This is a genomic window from Bacteroidia bacterium, assembly GCA_016218155.1.
Classification (GTDB): domain Bacteria; phylum Bacteroidota; class Bacteroidia; order Bacteroidales; family GWA2-32-17; genus GWA2-32-17.
The window spans coordinates 57,528-76,989 of sequence record JACREQ010000100.1 but is presented as its reverse complement, the minus strand read 5'-3'; the positions used below and the strand labels follow the sequence as shown (position 1 = coordinate 76,989).

Annotated in this window: 15 protein-coding genes, 1 tRNA gene and 1 pseudogene; 9 read left to right on the top strand and 8 right to left on the bottom strand. The window is 30.5% G+C overall.

The annotated features are described in order from the left end of the window. Window positions 1–320 precede the first annotated feature (320 nt). On the top strand, window positions 321–1,049 hold the full coding sequence (locus HY951_16045) for a peroxiredoxin (protein ID MBI5541573.1): 729 nt from the start codon (window positions 321–323) through the stop codon (window positions 1,047–1,049). A 165-nt stretch (window positions 1,050–1,214) separates the two neighbouring features. After that, window positions 1,215–3,425 carry a S46 family peptidase gene (locus HY951_16040; protein MBI5541572.1) on the top strand — a complete coding sequence of 737 codons (2,211 nt, stop codon included), beginning with the start codon at window positions 1,215–1,217 and terminating at the stop codon, window positions 3,423–3,425. Window positions 3,426–3,493: 68 nt separating this feature from the next. Here HY951_16040 and HY951_16035 read toward each other — a convergent pair whose 3' ends face one another. Continuing rightward, a complete protein-coding gene (locus tag HY951_16035) occupies window positions 3,494–4,219 on the bottom strand; it encodes a response regulator transcription factor (GenBank protein ID MBI5541571.1) in 726 nt (241 codons plus the stop codon). Beyond that, a complete protein-coding gene (locus HY951_16030) occupies window positions 4,194–5,237 on the bottom strand; it encodes a histidine kinase (protein MBI5541570.1) in 1,044 nt (347 codons plus the stop codon). The genes HY951_16035 and HY951_16030 overlap by 26 nt, the downstream gene beginning before the upstream one ends. Before the next feature lie 144 nt (window positions 5,238–5,381). Between HY951_16030 and HY951_16025 the strand changes: the two genes are divergently transcribed. Together HY951_16025 and HY951_16020 are read left to right on the top strand one after the other, a co-directional pair. Beyond that, window positions 5,382–5,801, top strand: coding sequence for a tetratricopeptide repeat protein (locus HY951_16025; GenBank protein MBI5541569.1), 420 nt, complete (start codon window positions 5,382–5,384; stop codon window positions 5,799–5,801). Window positions 5,802–5,948: 147 nt separating this feature from the next. Then, the gene (locus tag HY951_16020) at window positions 5,949–6,773 is read left to right on the top strand and encodes a T9SS type A sorting domain-containing protein (GenBank protein MBI5541568.1); all 825 of its coding nucleotides are present in this window, start codon (window positions 5,949–5,951) and stop codon (window positions 6,771–6,773) included. 75 nt (window positions 6,774–6,848) lie between these two features. Here HY951_16020 and HY951_16015 read toward each other — a convergent pair whose 3' ends face one another. Then, window positions 6,849–7,553, bottom strand: coding sequence for a hypothetical protein (locus HY951_16015; GenBank protein MBI5541567.1), 705 nt, complete (start codon window positions 7,551–7,553; stop codon window positions 6,849–6,851). A gap of 170 nt (window positions 7,554–7,723) precedes the next feature. Continuing rightward, entirely contained in the window at window positions 7,724–10,168 is a 2,445-nt protein-coding gene (locus HY951_16010; GenBank protein MBI5541566.1) for a carbohydrate binding family 9 domain-containing protein, read from the bottom strand. Between the two features lie 379 nt (window positions 10,169–10,547). Here HY951_16010 and HY951_16005 point away from each other — a divergent pair, with 379 nt between their 5' ends. The 3 genes from HY951_16005 to HY951_15995 are packed head-to-tail and all read left to right on the top strand — an operon-like array spanning window position 10,548 to window position 13,445. Beyond that, window positions 10,548–12,119: a T9SS type A sorting domain-containing protein gene (locus HY951_16005; protein MBI5541565.1), complete on the top strand. Its 1,572-nt coding sequence runs from the start codon at window positions 10,548–10,550 to the stop codon at window positions 12,117–12,119. Between the two features lie 22 nt (window positions 12,120–12,141). Next, window positions 12,142–12,762, top strand: coding sequence for a GyrI-like domain-containing protein (locus HY951_16000; GenBank protein ID MBI5541564.1), 621 nt, complete (start codon window positions 12,142–12,144; stop codon window positions 12,760–12,762). An 11-nt stretch (window positions 12,763–12,773) separates the two neighbouring features. Further along, complete coding sequence (locus tag HY951_15995) at window positions 12,774–13,445, top strand: alpha/beta hydrolase (GenBank protein ID MBI5541563.1); 672 nt, start codon at window positions 12,774–12,776, stop codon at window positions 13,443–13,445. Window positions 13,446–13,475: 30 nt separating this feature from the next. Here the strand turns inward: HY951_15995 and HY951_15990 are convergent, their stop codons facing one another. From HY951_15990 to HY951_15975, 4 genes are all read right to left on the bottom strand, one after another. Further along, complete coding sequence (locus HY951_15990; protein MBI5541562.1) at window positions 13,476–14,291, bottom strand: ZIP family metal transporter; 816 nt, start codon at window positions 14,289–14,291, stop codon at window positions 13,476–13,478. A gap of 33 nt (window positions 14,292–14,324) precedes the next feature. Beyond that, entirely contained in the window at window positions 14,325–14,882 is a 558-nt protein-coding gene (locus HY951_15985) for a YdeI/OmpD-associated family protein (GenBank protein ID MBI5541561.1), read from the bottom strand. 48 nt (window positions 14,883–14,930) lie between these two features. Next, window positions 14,931–15,464, bottom strand: coding sequence for a hypothetical protein (locus HY951_15980; GenBank protein ID MBI5541560.1), 534 nt, complete (start codon window positions 15,462–15,464; stop codon window positions 14,931–14,933). A 193-nt stretch (window positions 15,465–15,657) separates the two neighbouring features. Next, a tRNA-Asn gene (locus HY951_15975) sits at window positions 15,658–15,731 on the bottom strand. Window positions 15,732–15,804: 73 nt separating this feature from the next. Between HY951_15975 and HY951_15970 the strand changes: the two genes are divergently transcribed. Continuing rightward, window positions 15,805–16,788 (top strand): adenosine kinase, encoded by a 984-nt coding sequence (locus tag HY951_15970; protein MBI5541559.1) that lies wholly within the window; start codon window positions 15,805–15,807, stop codon window positions 16,786–16,788. A gap of 17 nt (window positions 16,789–16,805) precedes the next feature. After that, window positions 16,806–19,310 (top strand): annotated as a pseudogene (locus HY951_15965) (AAA family ATPase). Window positions 19,311–19,462 lie beyond the last annotated feature (152 nt).

Sequence of the window (19,462 nt, the reverse complement as noted above, 5' to 3'; positions counted from 1 at the left end):
ATGCATGAAGGTTGGAAGGGTACTGTAAAAGGTGGTGATAAGGCTCCAACCGGAAATTACTCATGGCTGTGTACATTCAGAGATTTTAAACGCATACTGCACGAGAAGACCGGAACGGTAACGGTTATAAGATAAAAATAAAAAACCCGCAAATTTTAATTGCGGGTTTTTTATTTAGTAGCATACTCTTTAAAGTGCATGCAGTTAGCCAATTAAAAATATTTTAACATTTATTTAGTAAAAAAAAAACTATTTTACTTGACAAGAGTATTTTAATATAATATCTTTGTTTAGAATAAATCTAATTAAAAATAAGTAATATGAAAAACATTTTATTAATACTAATTGCTGCTATAGTATTTTCGGGCTATAGTTTTGCTCAAGAAAATAAGGATGTAAGAATCCCATTAATAGGGGAATCAGCGCCATCTTTTGTTGCAAATTCAACAAATGGAACATTAAAATTTCCTGACGATTATTTTGGTAAGTGGAAAATAATATTTAGTCATCCTGCCGATTTTACTCCGGTTTGTACCTCAGAAATTTTAGAATTATCTGCAATGCAAAAGGATTTTATAGATTTAAATGCTGCGATAGTTGTAATTTCTACAGATGGTATAAACAGCCATATTGAGTGGATAAGATCTATGGAAAAACTTGAGTATAATGAAAAGAAAACAGAAAAAATACAGTTTCCTTTAGTAACAGATGCCAATCTTGAAATATCAAAAAAATATGGAATGTTACATCCTTATACCAGTAATTCAAAAGATGTACGAGGTGTTTTTATTATTGACCCAGAAAATAAAATTCAGGCTTTGTTCTTTTATCCAATGACAGTTGGTAGAAATATGGATGAAATAAAACGTACACTGATTGCCCTTCAAACACATGAAAAAAATAGTGTTATGACACCTGCTAACTGGAACCCTGGTGAAGAAGTTTTAATACCAAGTCCAAAGACAATAGAGGAGTCAGAAAAATTAAAAGCAAAAAAAGATCCTTATCTTAGAGAAGTAGCATGGTATATGTGGCTGAAAAAGATTTAGTTTTTTATTGTTAATTCAAAAAAGAGCTGTCTCATAAATGAGTCAGCTTTTTTTATTCTTATTGTATAATAATAAGTGTTGGTATAAACTTTTATTAGTTTGAGCGAATATGTTTGAATCTTAAAAATAAAATAACTTTTTTTGTATATTAAATAAATTCTAAAAATGAAAAAAATAATTTCCTTTTTACTCGTTGTTGCATTAGTAATGCCAACAGTATTAAAATCAATTGCAAATGAGGGTATGTGGCTTCCTAATCTTATTAAAAGCCTAAATTATGCAGATATGCAGAAGTTAGGTTGTAAGTTGACACCTGAGCAAATATATGATATAAACCATGCCAGTATTAAGGATGCGATATTTCAGTTGGGTCATATAGGTGGTGGTGAATTTCAGGGTTTTTGTACAGGTGAAATTGTAAGTGGTGCTGGTTTATTATTTACAAACCATCATTGCGGTTATGATGCTGCTGCAAAATTATCTTCTGTAGAGCACGATTATCTATCTGATGGATATTGGGCAAAGGCAAAAGATCAGGAGCTTTCTGCGGAAGGACTTTGCGTTTCACATTTAATTAAAATTGAAACTGTAACAGAAAAAATTTTAAAAGATGTTACGGTTGGAATGGATGAATCTGCAAGAAAAACTGCAATAAAGAAGGCAATTGCTGCTCTAGAAAAAGAAACTAAAGAATCATTAGGCTATGAAGCAAAGGTAAAGGAGATGTATCTTGGAAATGAATATTATCTTTTTGTTTACGAAATTTTTAAAGATGTTAGAATGGTTGGATTTCCACCTTCATCAATAGGTAAATTTGGAGGTGATACAGATAACTGGATGTGGCCAAGACATACAGGCGATTTTAGTATTTTCAGAGTTTATGCGACTAAAGATGGAAAACCTTCAGCTTATTCAAAAGATAATGTTCCTTATGTACCTCTTCATTCTTTACCAATCTCAATAAAGGGAGTAAAGCAAAATGATTTTACAATGATTATGGGATATCCGGGGACTACGGAGAGATATTTGACTTCTTTTGGAATGAATTATAAAATGACAACTTTTAATCCAATACTTGTAAATTTAATTGGAAAAAAATTGGAAATTTGGAAGGAAGCAATGGATAAATCAGATGCAATTAGAATTGCTTTAGCAAGTGGATACGCATCTTATGCTAATACATATAAAAATTTTAAAGGTGAGCTTTTAAACTTAAAACAAACTGATGCAATTTCAACCAAAAGACAAATTGAAGCAGATTTTACAAAATGGGTTGATCAATCTACAGAAAATAAAAAACGTTTTGGTAATGTGCTAACAGGAATTGACTCTTGTTATAAAAAACTATGTGAAACAGGAGGGGAGTTGTTTTATGCATCACAGGCATTATTGCAGGGTAGCTCTCAGGTAATGTTAATGCAATCCTATAATGCATTAAATACAGCATTAGAAAATACTAAGGAAAACAAAAAGCAGATTGATGAACTAACTGCTACATTAAAAAAGGATTTGGATGAAGATTTTAAGGACTACTATTCAGAACTGGATATGAAAGTGTTTTCTGTAATGTTAAAAATGTATTGCAAAGATATTTCAGCCGAAAAGCAATTGAAGTTTTTCACAGAAGATCTTCCTAAAAACTATAAAGGTGCTAATATTAACGAAAGTATAGATAAATTCGTAAACGATGTTGCAACAAAGAGCATATTTACCGATAAAGCCAGATTGCAGAAATTTTTAGATAAACCATCAAAGAAAGCGCTTTCTTCCGACCCTCTATTAAAATATGCTCAAAGTATATTTGCAACATACCAATTGACAGTTGTTCCACAATATTTAGCAATTCAGGGAAAATTAAAACCATTGGAAAGAGAGTTTGAGGCAGGATTAATGTTAAGTCAGCCAAATAAGAAGTTTTATCCTGATGCAAATTCTACTTTTCGTGTTACCTATGGAACAGTTCAACCTTATGATCCAAGAGATGGTGCACACTATAAATTTATGACATATCTTGATGGTATTATGGAAAAGATGGATAATACAAACGATGAATTTAAAGTTCCTGCTAAATTGGTAGAATTATATAAAAACAAAGATTATGGTCAATATGCCGACGAGAATGGTAAAATGCCAGTAGGTTTTATTTCTGATAATGATATTACAGGTGGTAATTCAGGTAGTCCAATTATGAATGGAAACGGTGAGTTAGTAGGATTAGCGTTTGATGGAAATTGGGAGTGGTTGTGTGGTAATCTTGTTTTTAATCAAACAATGCAGCGTACAATTAATGTAGATTCCCGTTATGTATTATTTATTATTGATAAGTTTGCTGGTGCTCATAACATTATAGAAGAACTTGACATTAGAAAGAACTGATTTTAAATTAGCTTTCTAAAAGTTTAAAATAAAATATCCCGATTAATTAATCGGGATATTTTATTTTGTTAAGTTTCTTTATTTCCTAAAGTTTCGTAAAAGATTTTTTTATAAGTATCGCCAACAGGAATAAGTTTATCGGCAATTTTAATTCTGTTTCTTTCTATAAATTCAATTTTGTCGATTGCTACCATATATGATTTATGAACACGAATGAATTTAGATGCAGGAAGCATTTCTTCCATATGTTTAAAACTTTGCAATGTTATAACACGTCCTGTAACCATTTTAATTATTAAGTATTCTTTTAATCCTTCAATGTAAAGTATATCTTTAAAGTCAACCCTTTGCATTCTGTACTCTGTTTTTACAAAAATGTAATTTTTCTCTTCATTGGAAATTGCCTGAGTAACTGAAGTTGCAGGCTGTTTCTTCTCATTAATAATATCATATACTTTCTCAACTGATTTGTAAAATCTTTCAAATGAAATTGGTTTCAAAAGGTAATCGGTTACATCAAGGTCGAATGCCTGAATGGCATACTGGTCATAGGCGGTAGTTAAAATTACAAATGGCTTGTTTTTAATTACCTTAAGCATTTGAATACCCGTAAAACCTTCCATTTCTATATCAAGAAAAATTAAATCTATTTCTGTTTCTTTTAGAAATTCGATAGCAGAAATACCATTATCAAAAGTGTGAATAAGCTCCAGAAATGGTACCCTGGAAATGAATTCTTCCATCTGCACAAGTGCAGGTGGTTCATCGTCAATCGCTATACATCTGATTTTCATAATCTCTGATTGTTAATTTGACAATAAAAACTTCGTTTTCTGAAAGAATATCTAAACTATAATTTTTTCCATATAATAAATCTAACCTTCGTTTAATGTTTTTAAGTCCAAAACCTCCTTGTTCCTGCTTGTTATCATCAGCAGAAAGAATATGATTTTTACAAACAAAATACAGAATATTACCTGTGACTTTTAAAGAAATAATAATTCCCGGACTTTCAATATTTTTTTTCCCATGCTTAAATGCATTCTCGATAAATGGAACTAATAATAATGGAGGGATAGTCATACCTTCAGTTATACCATCAATATTAAAAGTTACGAAATTTGGATCTTTTAATCTTAGTTTTTGTAAATCGATATAACTTTTAATATATGAAATTTCTTTATCGAGTAAAACTTTATTTACATCTGCATCATATAGCATGTAACGCATAATTTCAGAAAGCTTAATTATACCCGAGGAGGTAACTTCTGGATCACGATTAACAAATGAATTAATATTATTTAAAGTGTTGAAAAGAAAGTGTGGGTTAATTTGTGATCGCAATAATGCAAGTTCTCCTGTGATATTTTGTTTTTCCAATTCCTTTTGTTTCTGGTTGCTTTCAAACCAATCTATAGTAAAGCGAAACATTGTGCCCCATAATGCATACATAAAATGTAAAGTAAATGATGATGCATACCATCTTATCATTGAAATTGGCTTTTCAGGAGGAGAAATTATACTATATAATAATTTAGGGTAAAATTGCATAATTAATGTTGTGTACAGTGTTACAGTTACAAAAAACACTAACATAAAAAGACCTATTTTTTTTCTAGAAAGAGTTTTTGGAGCAACCCATAAATAAAAAATATAAAATATAATTGCAACCATTGGATTTAGGAATGCCTCATCGACCAGAGCTCTGTGAACCTTAACCGGATCTTCAACAGTAATTACTGGAAAAAGCCCAACAGAAATAACTATGAGCCAAAATATTAGATGCGATAGAATAATTATATTTTTTTTCATTTAATTAATATTTTATACGAAATAACCATATTTACTTATAAAAAGCAAATACAATCTATGAAAGCAGAATTTTCATCTATAAACCAGATATAATATTAATTAAAAAAATTATATTTGTTATTCAGTAATTTAAGTGTTTGCAAAATGAAAAAGTTCTTATTTCTTATTTTTTTTACATTTTTATTTTGTTTAACAACTAAAAATAGTTATGCTCAAACTGCCGAACAATATGCTGATAGTGGATTTAAGAAATTTGCAACTCAGGATTATATAGGAGCAATTAAGAATTATAGTTCGGCAATTGAATTGAACTCAAAAAACGATAATTATTATAATATAAGAGGTTATTCATATTATAAAATTGGAAAATTAAAAGAATCAGTCGATGATTTTAATAAAGCGATTGAATTAAAACCCAAATTTTACATGTATTATTTAAGTAGAGCATATTCAAAGAAAGCCATTTTTGACAAGGATGGGGCATGTTCAGATTTTAAAATATATCAAGAAATGAGCGGTTTTTCACAAAGCGATGAGATAAAGAAATATTGTGAGGGGCAGTAATTAAAGTTGCACATAAAAAATATTTTTTTCAATATTTAATAAAGAGAAAAATACTTCCTTTATTAAGGTTACTTTTTTGAAGTATTTTTATTAAATGAAAACAATTAATTGCTTTTTGTTTAGTATAAATCCTCTAATTTTAAAATTATGAAAACAATCTGGATATTATGCAACTTTGCATTAATTGTGATTTTTAATTCATGCGACAATGCAGAAACAACTTATGATTCTCCGTTTCCAAAGAAAAACAAAGAACTTACAAAAATATTAGGAAATGAGCTGATAATAAAAAGGGAAAAAGACAGCTTGCATTTAACTATAACTTCAAATAAAAATTTTAATCTCATAACAAATAATACTGGCGATACTTTGTTTTATGGTTCAGTATCAAAATACAGGGGGCTCTTTTATTTCAGTGAAAAAATAAAAGAAGGCTATTATTACATTTATGCTGTTAAAATTTCTGATAGCCTAATTTATGGACTTAATAGTTCCTGGTCGCAGATGTGTTCTGTTGAGAATGAAGTCAGAAAAGGGAATTATAAAAAGCTAATAGCTTACATGAGTAGCGATACAACAATTATCAGGCTTCATCCTTACAAAGATGAGATGAAAAAACTGTACGGTGTTATCGTTAATAATATTATCCCTGATACTATTATTTCTGGTTATGTTAGCAAAATAAATGATAATTTAGAATTGACTTTTGATAAGGAAGAAATGGAAATAATTGAAAGTGTGTACCCTAATCCAGCACAGGATTATATTAATATTGATCTGCAGAAATCAGGAGTTTTTACGTATCAAATGGCAAACTTAAATGGTTTAATTGTAAGTCAGGGAAAAATATTTGATAAAAGAAATAAAGTGGATATAACAAATTTCAGAAATGGGATATATATTATTACTGTAATCAATTCTTTAAATAATAAAAAAGAGTCTGTTAAGATTATTAAAAACAATAAATCATAGTCTTATTATTAGGGCAAGGAAATAAAACAAAAAAGCCATCCAATGCGGATGGCTTTTTAAATAATGTATTTATTGTTATTTCTTTTCGGTTAGCATTTTTACAAGGGTTTGAACATCTTTTGCAATCATTATTCCGGGAATTTTTACAGGTGCTCCGATTTGTGCTAAGAAACTACCTTGCACTTCACCGGTTTTGTAAGTAGTAAAACCAATTCTGTAAAGACCAATTGTAAGAGATTTTAATGGATCTGCTGTACTACTGGTAATACGCATTAATGAATTGTACTTACTTCCAGATGGTTGAGCTGGCATTTCGCCACTGTCATCATTCTGGTCAAAAAGGTTCCATTTTGCACCGCTTATTTTGCTTGAAATGTCATCAATAGAGGTAATTCCCGATGCTTTCTCAAGAGAAATCCATGTGTCAAAATAATTAGACACATCGCTTGTGTTTTTATCGTAATCAGCACTTTTAAAATCACCTTCTTCGGGAATCATTTTAGCAGGAACCGGAGAAATCATTCTTACTCCAATTTCTGGTGCTGCTACTGAAACCCATAAATAGAGATAATAATACTTTTTGCCATCTTTTGTTTCATCTGGTGTTGCGCCTTTAGCAATGTATCCGTAATAACTGATAATATCTGTGTACGGAAGTCTTACTTCTTTTCCCATTACACTTTTCTTTCCCAAGTCAGCACCGAATTTATCGAGCTTCTGGGAAAATGTGTTTGTAGTTATAAAAGCAAGAACAATTAAAAGAATAAAATTTTTCTTCATAGGTAAATAATTTAAGTTAGTAAATTGAATTTCAAATGTAAATGTAATTTTTATCTTTTTGAAAATCAAGCTTAAATTAAAAGAAAATTTTATTTCAGAGTTTTTATGATTTTTACAAGGTATATTAATTTATTTTGACAAGTAGTAGTTTCCTTTTTCTGTTTTAAGTTCTAGGCTTCCTTTTTTAATTTGTTCAGATATTGATAATCTAAATAATACAATATTTTTAATGAAAGACTATTTGTTTGGGGAGAATCAAATGTGTTTTTAAAATTACTGGAATAATTGTGTATTATTTCGCCTGTTTCAGATTCGATAGCATTTTTATATACAACAGACATAGTGCTTCCTGGAGCAAATTGCCAGCTATAAATTAAATCAATGTTAAATAAATTAAAGTTAAAGTTATTATTTCCGGAATAATCTGATGTTTCAGAAATACCTCCATTTTCCAATAAGGAATAGTATTTTTTATATTCTCCTGTATTCCAATAGTGACGGGCAGTAACAGAAATGTTCATGTCTTTTGTAAACAGATACTGGCAGCTTAAACTGTTTATAAAAGTAATAAGTTTTCTTCCACCATATATTATTTGATCGTTATAAATATCTGCAAAGCCAATATTGTAAGAATCGTTATTATAATTGAAAATATATTTAGCCTGAAGCCTGTTATTAAATCTGTATCTTATTCCGGTTTGGTTACCAAATCCAACACCTCTGAAATTTTCTAAAAAATCCCCACCTTCAAGATGGAATTCAAGTGCAAGTGCTTTTCTTGTATCTGTATTAAAGTCGGCATAGGCATAATAATATCTGAAAGTTTTGGAATATCTTCCAGCTACTCTTGGTTCATAATAATCATAAACACTAAAAGGAGCACAATTTGCGCCGATATTAAAATTACTAAAATCAAGAAGTGTAAAATATAAATTAACATTTACCTGAGAAGTAATCATTTTGCCGGTAACGGGATTTGTGCCATAATCCATAGAAATGGAATTATATGAATTCTGAAAGAGATTATTTGGTTTATAAATGTTATAATTAAAATAAAATCTTTCTATTGCTCTGTTTCCGATAACAAAATACCCCATATCGCGAGAATCGTAAGATTTATTAATCATTGTGTGGGAAATGCCAAATAAAATATTTCCACTCGACTTTCTTGCACCTATAAAATATCTGTACCCCATTTTATCGTTAAACATATCAGGTGTTGAATCCTGCTTCGAAAAAATCTGACTAAGCGCTACACTACCATCAATTGCATATGTGTTTTTCTTGTTATTGAATGTAAAGCCGCTTCCAGTAACATTTGCTGCCGGATAATCTTTTGCTCTTATAACATTTGTGTTAATAAGATAAAAAGAAGAATTATTTTTTAACTGTTGATCAAAAACAAGTATGTTGTAATTTGTTAAAGGTTCTGTTAATATTTTTCTTATGTTTCCTGTTGAATCTTCTGCAATAGCAAAAGTATTATCGGTAATAGCATTAAAGAATCCTATTCCAACTCCATTATTATTTCTGCCTGATATTTTAACAGCGTTCAATAATCTAGTTTTTGATGGATTTGCTTTCAGCATTTCGTTTTCCTGTAAATTGTATTGTGCTGCATAATACCCTGACGGTGTCTGTCCGATTCTTCTTGAGTAGAATAAAGCATTTTTAGTAAAAAGTTCAGTGCCTTCTTTAAAGAAAGGGCGATTTTCATTATATGTAATTTCGTTATAACCAAGGTTTTTAACTTTGTTATCAGACTGAACCTGATTAAAATCTGGCATAAGTGTTAAGTCCAGAGTAAATTTTTCATCTATTCCATATTTAAGATCGGCACCAAAGTTATATGAGTATGTATTGTTATATTTTACATCATTGCCATAAAACTGAGGAACGTTTTCATAATAACCGGAAATGAATGGCGTTAAAGAAAGTCTCAATGGTGCTTTAATATTTTCTAAATTGTTAATTGTTCCCCAGTTTAGTCTGGAATTTGATAATGTAGGCGGAGTAAGTGCCCACTGATCATATTCTCCGTTACGTTTTATGTCACGTGTAAATTGAAATCCCCATGATTGTTTTTCTTCTGAGGGAAAGCGAATTGCAGAATATGGAATCTTCATTTCAGCAGCCCAGCCTTTATCATTTATTTTTACGGCACTTTCCCACACTGCATCATAAGTCGGATCGGAATCTCTTACGTCGCATTGAATACCTGATGCGGTAAGTCCAAAAACATATGCATCCAAACGATTATATGGTATAAATCCAATATAAAATGCGTCCGCATTTACACTCATATTATCTCTTGCACCCAATTCATTTTTAATGCTATCAGGAGAAGGGTCATACATCATCGCATAAACATAAATGGCATTATTGTCATACAAAACCTTAACAACTGTACTCATTGTTGCATTTGCACCTTCAATAGGTCTCAATTGTTGCAGATTTTCTGCTGAAAAAGCTTTCTGCCAACAAATATCATCAAGAATTCCATCAATTTTTGGTATAACAGATGTTCTGGTAGTAGAATATTCTCTTTTAGTGTTTTGCCCAAATAGGATTATCTGGATGCTGAGAAATATTGTAATAACAAATATAAGTTTCATATTTTTTAATTTTATTTAAAATTAATATAGAAAAGAAGTATTAAAAAATGTAATCTACCAAAGCTGCGAAAAAATATATTAATGGGATATTTTGCTCATCAAATTATAAATGAGATGTAAGTATTTTATATATGTTGTACAGATATAAAATCACTTAATGTTTGTATTAGTATGAATATTAGACGTATATGTAAGTAAAATTCATGTTTGTTTGTTTGAAAATATTGGGCACATTATTATTTAGTTGAATTCATATGTCGTTTTATCCAGAATGTATATTAAAAGTTACTATTGGTTGAAAATGGTTTTTTTTTTTATTAAACTAATTGTCATTAAATTGCTACTTTATTATATTTTTGTGTAACTAATTAATTAATATATGAAAAAATTATACTTTTTTATTTTAATGGTATTTGTTTTTAACAATATTAATGCACAACTGTATTGGCAAAAAACCTATGGTGGAACTGATCATGAATATGCCTGTAAAACAATTAAAACAACAGATGGTGGTTATGCATTTGTAGGGTTTTCTAAATCTAATGATGGTGATGTTAGTTCTAATCATGGAGAAAATGATTTATGGGTTGCAAAAACAAATTCGGCAGGAACTATAGTATGGTCAAAATTGTATGGTGGTACAAGCGATGAGCAAGGTTATGATATAATACAAACATCTGATGGAGGCTTTATGGTTGCTGGATGGGCAGATTCTAATGATGGAGATGTTACAGGTCATCATGGTGCAAATTATTACAGTGATTTTTGGGTTTTAAAATTAAATTCAGCAGGAACTTTGATTTGGAATAAATGTTACGGAGGAACAAATGATGATGAAGGAAAAGCTATTGCAATGACTACCTCCGAAGAGTTTTATATTGCAGGAACAACGTATTCAAATGATGGTGATGTAAGTGGTAATCATGGCACAGGTTATAATGATTTTTGGGCAATCAAAATCAGCAATACAGGCACATTGTTATATCAAAAATGTGTAGGCGGTACAAACACTGATGAAGGAATAAATATGTACTTAACTTCCGATCAGGGTTGTGTTTTAACAGGCAGAACTTATTCAAATGACGGTGATGTTACAGGTTACAATAGTGGTTCTGATATGCTTATTGCAAAGCTTAATTCAACACTTCAAATTGATTGGGTAAAATGTTACGGAGGTTCGGGAACAGAAGAAGGAAATGCAATTGTTCAGCTAACTGATGGAACATACTCAGTATTGGGTTATACAAGTAGTCATAATAATGGGAATATTACAGGACACCATGGTTCACAGGGGACTGACGATTTTTGGTTATTAAAACTTAATACTGACGGAACACTTAATTGGGCAAAATGTTATGGAGGTGATAATGATGATCAGGCAAACGGATTAACAAGAACATCTGATGGTGGCTTTGTTATGTGTGGATTAACTGCTTCAAATAATGGCGATGTGTCAGGTTTTCATACAGGAAGTTTTTTTGATCCTGATATTTGGGTTGCAAGAGTTAATTCCTCAGGTGTGTTACTAGGACAAAGATGTTGTGGTGGTTCGGGACAGGATGAAAGTTTCAATGTTTTTGAAGAATCTGCAAATCTTTTTGTTGTTACTGGTTTTACATATTCAACTAATTTTGATGTTACATTAAATCATGGAAGTGCTGATGGCTGGATATTAAAAGTAAATCCTGTAATGGGAATAACTGAACATGAAGCAGATTTTAATTTAACAATTTACCCTAATCCGGCAACTGATAAATTATATATTAATACTGATATTACAATTAATAAAAAAACTGTTGAAGTTTTCGATATAAATAGTAAATTGTTACAAAGTATAGAAATTAACGAAGCAAATACTGAATTAAATGTGTCCTTATTTAAAAGCGGAGTTTATGTTATTAAAATAAATAGTCAGAAACAAAGTGTTTATACAAAATTTGTAAAATTATAAGCTATAAATAACAGATTACTATATGAAACATGAATGGAAAAAAAAAGAAAAAGAATTTTATCTTCCGAAAAACAAACCAGAAATTATTACTATTCCAGAATTTAAATTTTATACAATAAAAGGCAAAGGAAATCCGAATGATGATTTTTTTGCAGAATACATAGGAGTCTTATATTCGCTTTCGTATGGAATTAAAATGAGCCAGAAACAAAATATTGAACCAAAGAATTATTTTGATTATACTGTTTATCCTTTAGAGGGCGTATGGGATATTGACGAAGAGGCAAAGAATAACTTTAATGGTATTATTGATAAAAACACATTAGTTTTTACCTTAATGATGAGGCAACCCGATTTTGTGAATGCTGATTTTGCAAATGAAATTATTGAAAGAACCAAAAAAAAGAAACCTAATGTGTTGCTTAATAAAGTAAATTTCGAAATTATTGAAGAAGGAAAATGTGTGCAGATGTTGCATTGTGGAAGTTATGATAGTGAACCAGAAAGCTTTAAAAAAATGGAATTATTTGCTCAGGAACAATTGTTAAAAAGAAAATGCAAAATTCATCGAGAAATTTATTTGTCGGATGCCAGAAAGGTAAGTCCAGATAAACTTAAAACAGTATTGAGGTTTCAGGTATAATTGTGATGAACTTGAATAAGGAAATAACAATATATCTGATAAGCGGTCTTGGAGCCGATGAAAGGGCATTTCGGAAATTAGTTTTTCCGGATAGTTTTAAAATAAAGCATATAAAATGGATTTCACCAGAAAAGTGTGAGTCATTAAGCAGTTATGTGCGAAGGCTATCTGATCAAATTGACATTGCCAATCCTTTTATTTTAATTGGACTTTCTTTTGGAGGAATTATTGTTAATGAATTAACAACGTTTACAAAACCAATTAAATCTATTGTTATTTCAAGCCTGCAAAGTAGAAATGAAATACCCGATTATTTAAGATTTGCAGGTAAACTTAAAATACAGAAAATTATTCCGGCAAAATTATTTAATAAACCTAATAAGGTTTTATTTGATTTGTTTGGTACATCAAACGATGAAGAGAGAAAACTTCTTACAGAGATTTTAAATGATTCGGATTCTTTGTTTATGAAGTGGGCAATGAATGCTCTAATTTCATGGAAAATTGAAGCCGCTAATTCGGAAATAATTCACATACATGGTACTAAAGATAAAATGTTACCTTTAAGATTTGTTAAGCCTGATTATAAAATTGAAGGAGGAGGGCATTTTATGATTTATACTTTGGCTGACAAAATAAATGAAATTATTGAAAAAGAGTTAAGGTATTGTGTAAAATGTTAGAGAAAGAATTTCAGCTAGCAACTTGATTTGTTAACCTAATGAAACATCAAGTAACATCATAGTTGCAAAACCTAACATTGCGCCAATTGTAGATAAGTCAGTTTCGTTACCTGATTGCGATTCGGGAATTAACTCTTCTACAACAACAAATATCATAGCGCCTGCAGCAAACGAAAGTGCATAAGGAAGAATAGGGGTTATTGTTAAAACTAAATATGCTCCTAATACTCCGGCAATAGGCTCAACAATGCCTGACAATTGACCGTAATTAAATGCTCTGAATCTTGAAAAACCTTCTCGTCTTAGTGGAATAGATACTGCTGCCCCCTCAGGAAAATTCTGCAAGCCAATACCAATAGTAAGAGCAATTGCACCAGTAAGTAATCCTATATCAGGATTATTTGCTAATGCTCCAAAAGCTATACCTACCGCGAGTCCTTCTGGAATATTATGAAGTGTGATAGCCAGAACAAGAAGAACACTTCTTTGCCATGTTGTTTTTATTCCTTCTGCTTTATCTGTAGATAAACCCATATGTAAATGAGGTAATAGCTTATCTATTAAAAATAAAAATGCACCGCCAGATAGAAATCCAACTAAAGCTGGCAGCCATGGTATTGTTCCGCTTGCCTCTGCCATTTCTATTGCAGGTTTAAGAAGCGACCAGAAACTTGCTGCTATCATTACACCTGCAGCAAATCCCAGCATCGAATTAAGAATTTTTTTGTTAATTGTTTTAAAGAAAAAGACCATCGATGCTCCTAATGCTGTTATAAACCATGTAAACATTGTAGCACAGAATGCCAATAATACAGGGCTATAATTCATTAACCATTCTATTTTCATCTCTGATATTTTTATTTAAAAATACTATTATTTTTAAAACAATTTTTGTTTTAATTCACTTTGTTTAATCAATTTATTAAGCCTGTTAATTTTTGTTGATTCTTGTTTTGCGCTCATTACCCAATGTGAAAAAGTTTTTTTATACGACGATGATTGTAATTCAAAAAAACTCCATGCTTTTTTGTTTGCTTTGAATATCTTTTCAAAATCGTCTGAAAGTATTTCGGGTCTGTTTTCATAACTATATACACCGGAATGATTTTGCAATCTAATATTAAAAATTGCTATTCCGGATGGGTGCATTAGTCCCTGTTTTGTTAATTCTTCTACTTTTTTAATATTAATTTCACTCCAGTTACTTTTTGGTTTTCTTGGTGTAAATCTAATGCAATAACTATTTTTGTCGATAGATTTACGAACCCCATCTATCCAGCCATAACAAATTGCCTGATCAACTGACTCCGACCATGTCATATTTTGTTTACCACTACCAACTTTGTAATATCCAACCAATAATTCTTTTTCTTTTTCATGATTATTTTCTAACCATTTTCTGAATTCTAATTGGTTGTTAAAGAATACGGGAGTCATTTTTAATTTTTAAACCCTGATTGAATTAGAAGATGACTATTACCAATGCTAAAGTTTATGATAATACTTTATTATTGTACCAAACAATTCAGAATTAGTATTATTTCTGGTAATTAACTCAGTTGTAGATAATGTGTAAATATATGCGTTAAAAGGAACCTGAATAAAGTCTTTACCACTACCTGAATAATTAATTTTTACAACCCATGCTCCATCAGATAAATCCCCGTTGGCATTTAATTTTAAATCAAACCATCTTTGTTCTAAACTAACTCCTTCTTTCTGATAAGAAGTATTAAGAAATTTATAATAATAATAAGATGGATTATTATTCTCTGTACCTGTAAGATTTCCGTTATTATATGTTTCGTAATCGCCATTTGAATACTGAATAGTACTCAATAAGCCATTTGTGCTATTATATGTTTCAGTTCTATCCCAGCTCCATTGACCAACCAGTGCAGTCTCTGTAGCATTCATTGTAATTGAAATAGGTTCAGGTGTATTTGTTTCCTCTTTTTTTATACAGCTGATTATTAAAACTAATCCAAGGATTAAAAGAATATTTACTATTTTGCTCATATTCAATAGTTATAGATTGTATAAACACAAAGATATTAAAAATGAAATAAGTTGGTATTTGAGATATTAACAATTTATCAGACATAATATCACCGATATTTATAATACTGTATTTAATATATAAAGCAATTATATTTGAGTTATATAAAAACAAAAAACCTTGCAATGTTTTAATTACAAGGTTTTTAACTAGCTCCCCAGCTTGGACTTGAACCAAGGACCCCCTGATTAACAGTCAGGTGCTCTGACCAACTGAGCTACTGAGGAATTTGGGATTGCAAAAATAGTGGATTTTTTATAAAATAAAAATACATTTGTAAAAAATTTAAAATTATAATTTATGTCAGGAGTAATTGGTATTGGAAATGCACTTACAGATATTATGACTAAGTTGCATAACGATGAGATATTAAGTAATTTAGAGTATCCTAAGGGAAGTATGCAATTGGTTGATAAAATGGCATCACAAAAAGTATTGGAGGTAATAAAAGATATGCCTCAAACTATAGCTTCGGGCGGAAGTGCTGCAAATACTATTCACGGATTAGCAAAGCTTGGTGTAATAACTGCCTTTATTGGTAAAGTTGGTGTAGATAAATTTGGAACATTTTTTAGCACTGATTTAAAAAGTAGTGGAATTTCTCCAATTCTTTTAAATAGCGAAAACGAGTCAGGTTGTGCAATAGCAATGGTTACGCCTGATTCTGAAAGAACGTTTGCTACTTTTTTAGGAGCTGCAGTTGAGTTAACGGCAAATGATATTAAAGAAGAATTTTTTTCGGGGTATAAATATTTTCATATAGAAGGATATTTATTACAGAATCATGAATTAATGATTAAAGCGGCTACAGAAGCTAAGAAAGCTGGATTAATGATTTCATTAGATTTGGCAAGTTTTAATGTAGTTGAAGCAAACAGAGATTTTTTACATGACTTTGTAAAAAAATATGTTGATATAGTTTTTGCAAACGAAGAAGAAGCAAAAGCTTATACAGGAAAAAATCCTCAGGAGTCGTTACATATTATTGCAGAAGAATGTAAAATTGCTGTTGTGAAATTAGGAAAGGAAGGATCACTTGTAAAAAATAACGGAAATGTTTATACAATTTCTTCAATAAAGGCTAACAGTATTGACACAACAGGTGCCGGCGATCTTTATGCTGCAGGTTTTCTTTATGGTTTGATAAATAATTTAAGCTTTGAAAAATGTGGAAAGATAGGTTCACTTTTATCAGGAAAAGTTATAGAAACTATTGGTGCAAAAATGAGCGAAGAAGTTTGGAACGAAGTTAAAGCTCAGGTTAAGTTAATTGAAGCAGAATAATTTTCAAAAAATTTCAAATGACTGAACATTATAATCCCCAGCTGCAATTAGCTTATGATTTTGTTCAGTACACTGATAAATCAATTTTTTTAACCGGAAAAGCTGGTACTGGAAAAACTACTTTTCTTCACAATTTAAAAAAGTCATCGCCAAAGCGAATGGTTGTTGTTGCACCAACCGGAGTGGCAGCAATTAATGCAGGTGGTGTTACCATACATTCATTTTTTCAGCTGGCATTTGGCCCACATATACCTTTAAGCGAATTGGGTGAAAATAATAAGCCCAATATAGATCAACCAAATCCATCTCATAAAAAATTTAATCGCGAAAAAATTAATATTATTCGTGGCCTGGATTTATTAGTGATTGACGAAATATCTATGGTTAGGGCAGATATGCTGGATGCTGTTGATGAGGTATTAAAAAAATACAAGGATAGATCGAAACCATTTGGTGGGGTACAGTTATTGATGATTGGCGACTTACATCAGCTTTCGCCGGTTATTAAGGATGAGGAATGGAATATTTTAAAAAAATATTATGAAACGGTTTATTTTTTTAGCAGTAAAGCATTAAAACAAACACAATCTGTAAGCATTGAACTAAGGCATATTTATCGTCAGACCGACACCTATTTTATAAATATGCTTAATCAGATTCGTAATAATAAAATTGAACAAAAGACTCTTGAAGAATTAAACAGCAGGTATATTCCCGGTTTTAGTGCAGATGACAACGAGGGTTATATAATATTAACAACTCACAATGCAAATGCACACGAAATAAATGTTTCAAAACTTAAGAAAATTAAGCACGCTGTTAAGAGTTTTAAGGCGGAGATAAAGGATGATTTTCCCGAATACTCTTATCCAACAGAGCTTGATCTTGAATTAAAAAAAGGTGCCCAGGTAATGTTTGTAAAAAACGACAGTTCGCCTGCTAAACTTTTTTATAATGGAAAAATTTGAAAAATTACCAGAATAGAAGATGAGGTAATCTTTGTTAAATGCCCGACTGATGCTGTGGAAATTCCAGTGAATAAAGAGGAATGGCAAAATGTAAAATATTTTCTAGACGAAGAAACAAAAGAAATTAAAGAGAATGTTATAGGAAGTTTTACTCAATATCCTCTAAAGTTAGCCTGGGCTATAACAATACATAAAAGCCAAGGGTTAACTTTTGAAAAAGCAATTATTGATGCAAACGCTTCGTTTGCTCACGGACAGGTGTATGTAGCATTAAGTAGATGTAAGACTTTTGAAGGTATGGTGTTAAGTTCTCCTATAACAATACGTTCTGTTAAAACAGATAACACAGTTTCCGAGTTTTCTGATGGAGTCAGGAATAATGAGCCTGACGAAAAACAACTACAGGATTCTAAAATTGCTTACCAGCAATCGTTGTTATATGAGCTATTTGATTATAAGTCAATAAAGAGTAGATATTCGTATTTGCAAAAGAACTTAATAGAAAATTCTAATATTATTCCAGTAACATTAATTGACGAAATAAAAAAGAAAGAAGAAATATTTGTTACAGAAATTTATACTATTTCTGATAAGTTTATATTACAGTTAAACCAGCTTCTTTCTAAAAACAATTTGCCTGAAGAAAGTGAAGAAATTCAGGATAGGGTAAAAAAAGCATCTGTTTATTTTGCCGAAAAAACAGAAAATATATTATTCTCATTTATCAAAGAAATCAATTTTGATATAGACAATAAAGAAATCAAAAAAACAATTAATGATATTTTAGAAAAATTACAAAGAGATGTTTTTGTAAAAGTTACTAGTCTTAAGTTATGTATTCATGGTTTTGAAACTCTTGCATATATTAAAACAAAAGCAAATGCCGAGATTGATTTTAAATCATCAGTTAAAACTAAACAAATTGTAAAATTTGAAGGAGTAAAAGATTCGCCACATTCTTCTTTGTATATGGAATTGAAAAATTGGCGTAAAATGTTAGCAGAAGAAAATGATTCTGACGAATACATGATTTTGCCATATAAAGCGATGGCAGAACTTTTAAAATACTTGCCTACTACAATTGGCGAACTAAGGGGGATAAAGGGTATTGGAGAGAAGAAAATAAAACAATTTGGACTCGAGATTATAGAAATAATTTCATCCTACTGTGAAAGAAATAATATAGAAAAACAACAAATTAAAATAAAAACTAAGACAAATAAATCAAAAATTGAGAAAAAGGAAAAAGTTGATTCGAAAAAACTCAGTTTGGATTTATTTAAATCAGGCAGAAGTATTGATGAAATTGCACTGGAAAGAAATTTTGCAAGGTCAACGATAGAATGACATTTAGCTTATTATGTTGGTTTAGGAAAACTTGATATTCTTGATGTTGTTACAAAAGCAAAAGTAGATGCTGTAACAGATTACATAAATCAAAGCAAATCAAAATCTATAGTTAATGTAAAAACTGCATTAGACGATAACATTTCATACGCAGAACTCAGATTTGTGTTTAAATATCTCGAGTTTATTGCAAATGAAGAAAATTAATTCGGTCAGGTCGAAAGACTTGACGGCAACGGATGATATTGTTACTCTTCTAGTCCTTCAATAAGCTCAGGAGAAGCCATCATGGTGACATCAAAATAGATGCTGAAACAAGTTCAGCATTACGACAAGGTGTGTTTTAAATGCTGTCAGGT

What these genes read in the sequence shown, in the direction of transcription:
- HY951_16015 (MBI5541567.1), bottom strand. Translation starts at nt 7,553, where the DNA reads ATGAAGAAAAATTTTATTCTTTTAATTGTTCTTGCTTTTATAACTACA.
- HY951_16020 (MBI5541568.1), top strand. Translation starts at nt 5,949, where the DNA reads ATGAAAACAATCTGGATATTATGCAACTTTGCATTAATTGTGATTTTT.
- HY951_16005 (MBI5541565.1), top strand. Translation starts at nt 10,548, where the DNA reads ATGAAAAAATTATACTTTTTTATTTTAATGGTATTTGTTTTTAACAAT.
- HY951_16035 (MBI5541571.1), bottom strand. Translation starts at nt 4,219, where the DNA reads ATGAAAATCAGATGTATAGCGATTGACGATGAACCACCTGCACTTGTG.
- HY951_15985 (MBI5541561.1), bottom strand. Translation starts at nt 14,882, where the DNA reads ATGACTCCCGTATTCTTTAACAACCAATTAGAATTCAGAAAATGGTTA.
- HY951_16000 (MBI5541564.1), top strand. Translation starts at nt 12,142, where the DNA reads ATGAAACATGAATGGAAAAAAAAAGAAAAAGAATTTTATCTTCCGAAA.
- HY951_15980 (MBI5541560.1), bottom strand. Translation starts at nt 15,464, where the DNA reads ATGAGCAAAATAGTAAATATTCTTTTAATCCTTGGATTAGTTTTAATA.
- HY951_15970 (MBI5541559.1), top strand. Translation starts at nt 15,805, where the DNA reads ATGTCAGGAGTAATTGGTATTGGAAATGCACTTACAGATATTATGACT.
- HY951_16010 (MBI5541566.1), bottom strand. Translation starts at nt 10,168, where the DNA reads ATGAAACTTATATTTGTTATTACAATATTTCTCAGCATCCAGATAATC.
- HY951_16045 (MBI5541573.1), top strand. Translation starts at nt 321, where the DNA reads ATGAAAAACATTTTATTAATACTAATTGCTGCTATAGTATTTTCGGGC.
- HY951_16030 (MBI5541570.1), bottom strand. Translation starts at nt 5,237, where the DNA reads ATGAAAAAAAATATAATTATTCTATCGCATCTAATATTTTGGCTCATA.
- HY951_15990 (MBI5541562.1), bottom strand. Translation starts at nt 14,291, where the DNA reads ATGAAAATAGAATGGTTAATGAATTATAGCCCTGTATTATTGGCATTC.
- HY951_16025 (MBI5541569.1), top strand. Translation starts at nt 5,382, where the DNA reads ATGAAAAAGTTCTTATTTCTTATTTTTTTTACATTTTTATTTTGTTTA.
- HY951_16040 (MBI5541572.1), top strand. Translation starts at nt 1,215, where the DNA reads ATGAAAAAAATAATTTCCTTTTTACTCGTTGTTGCATTAGTAATGCCA.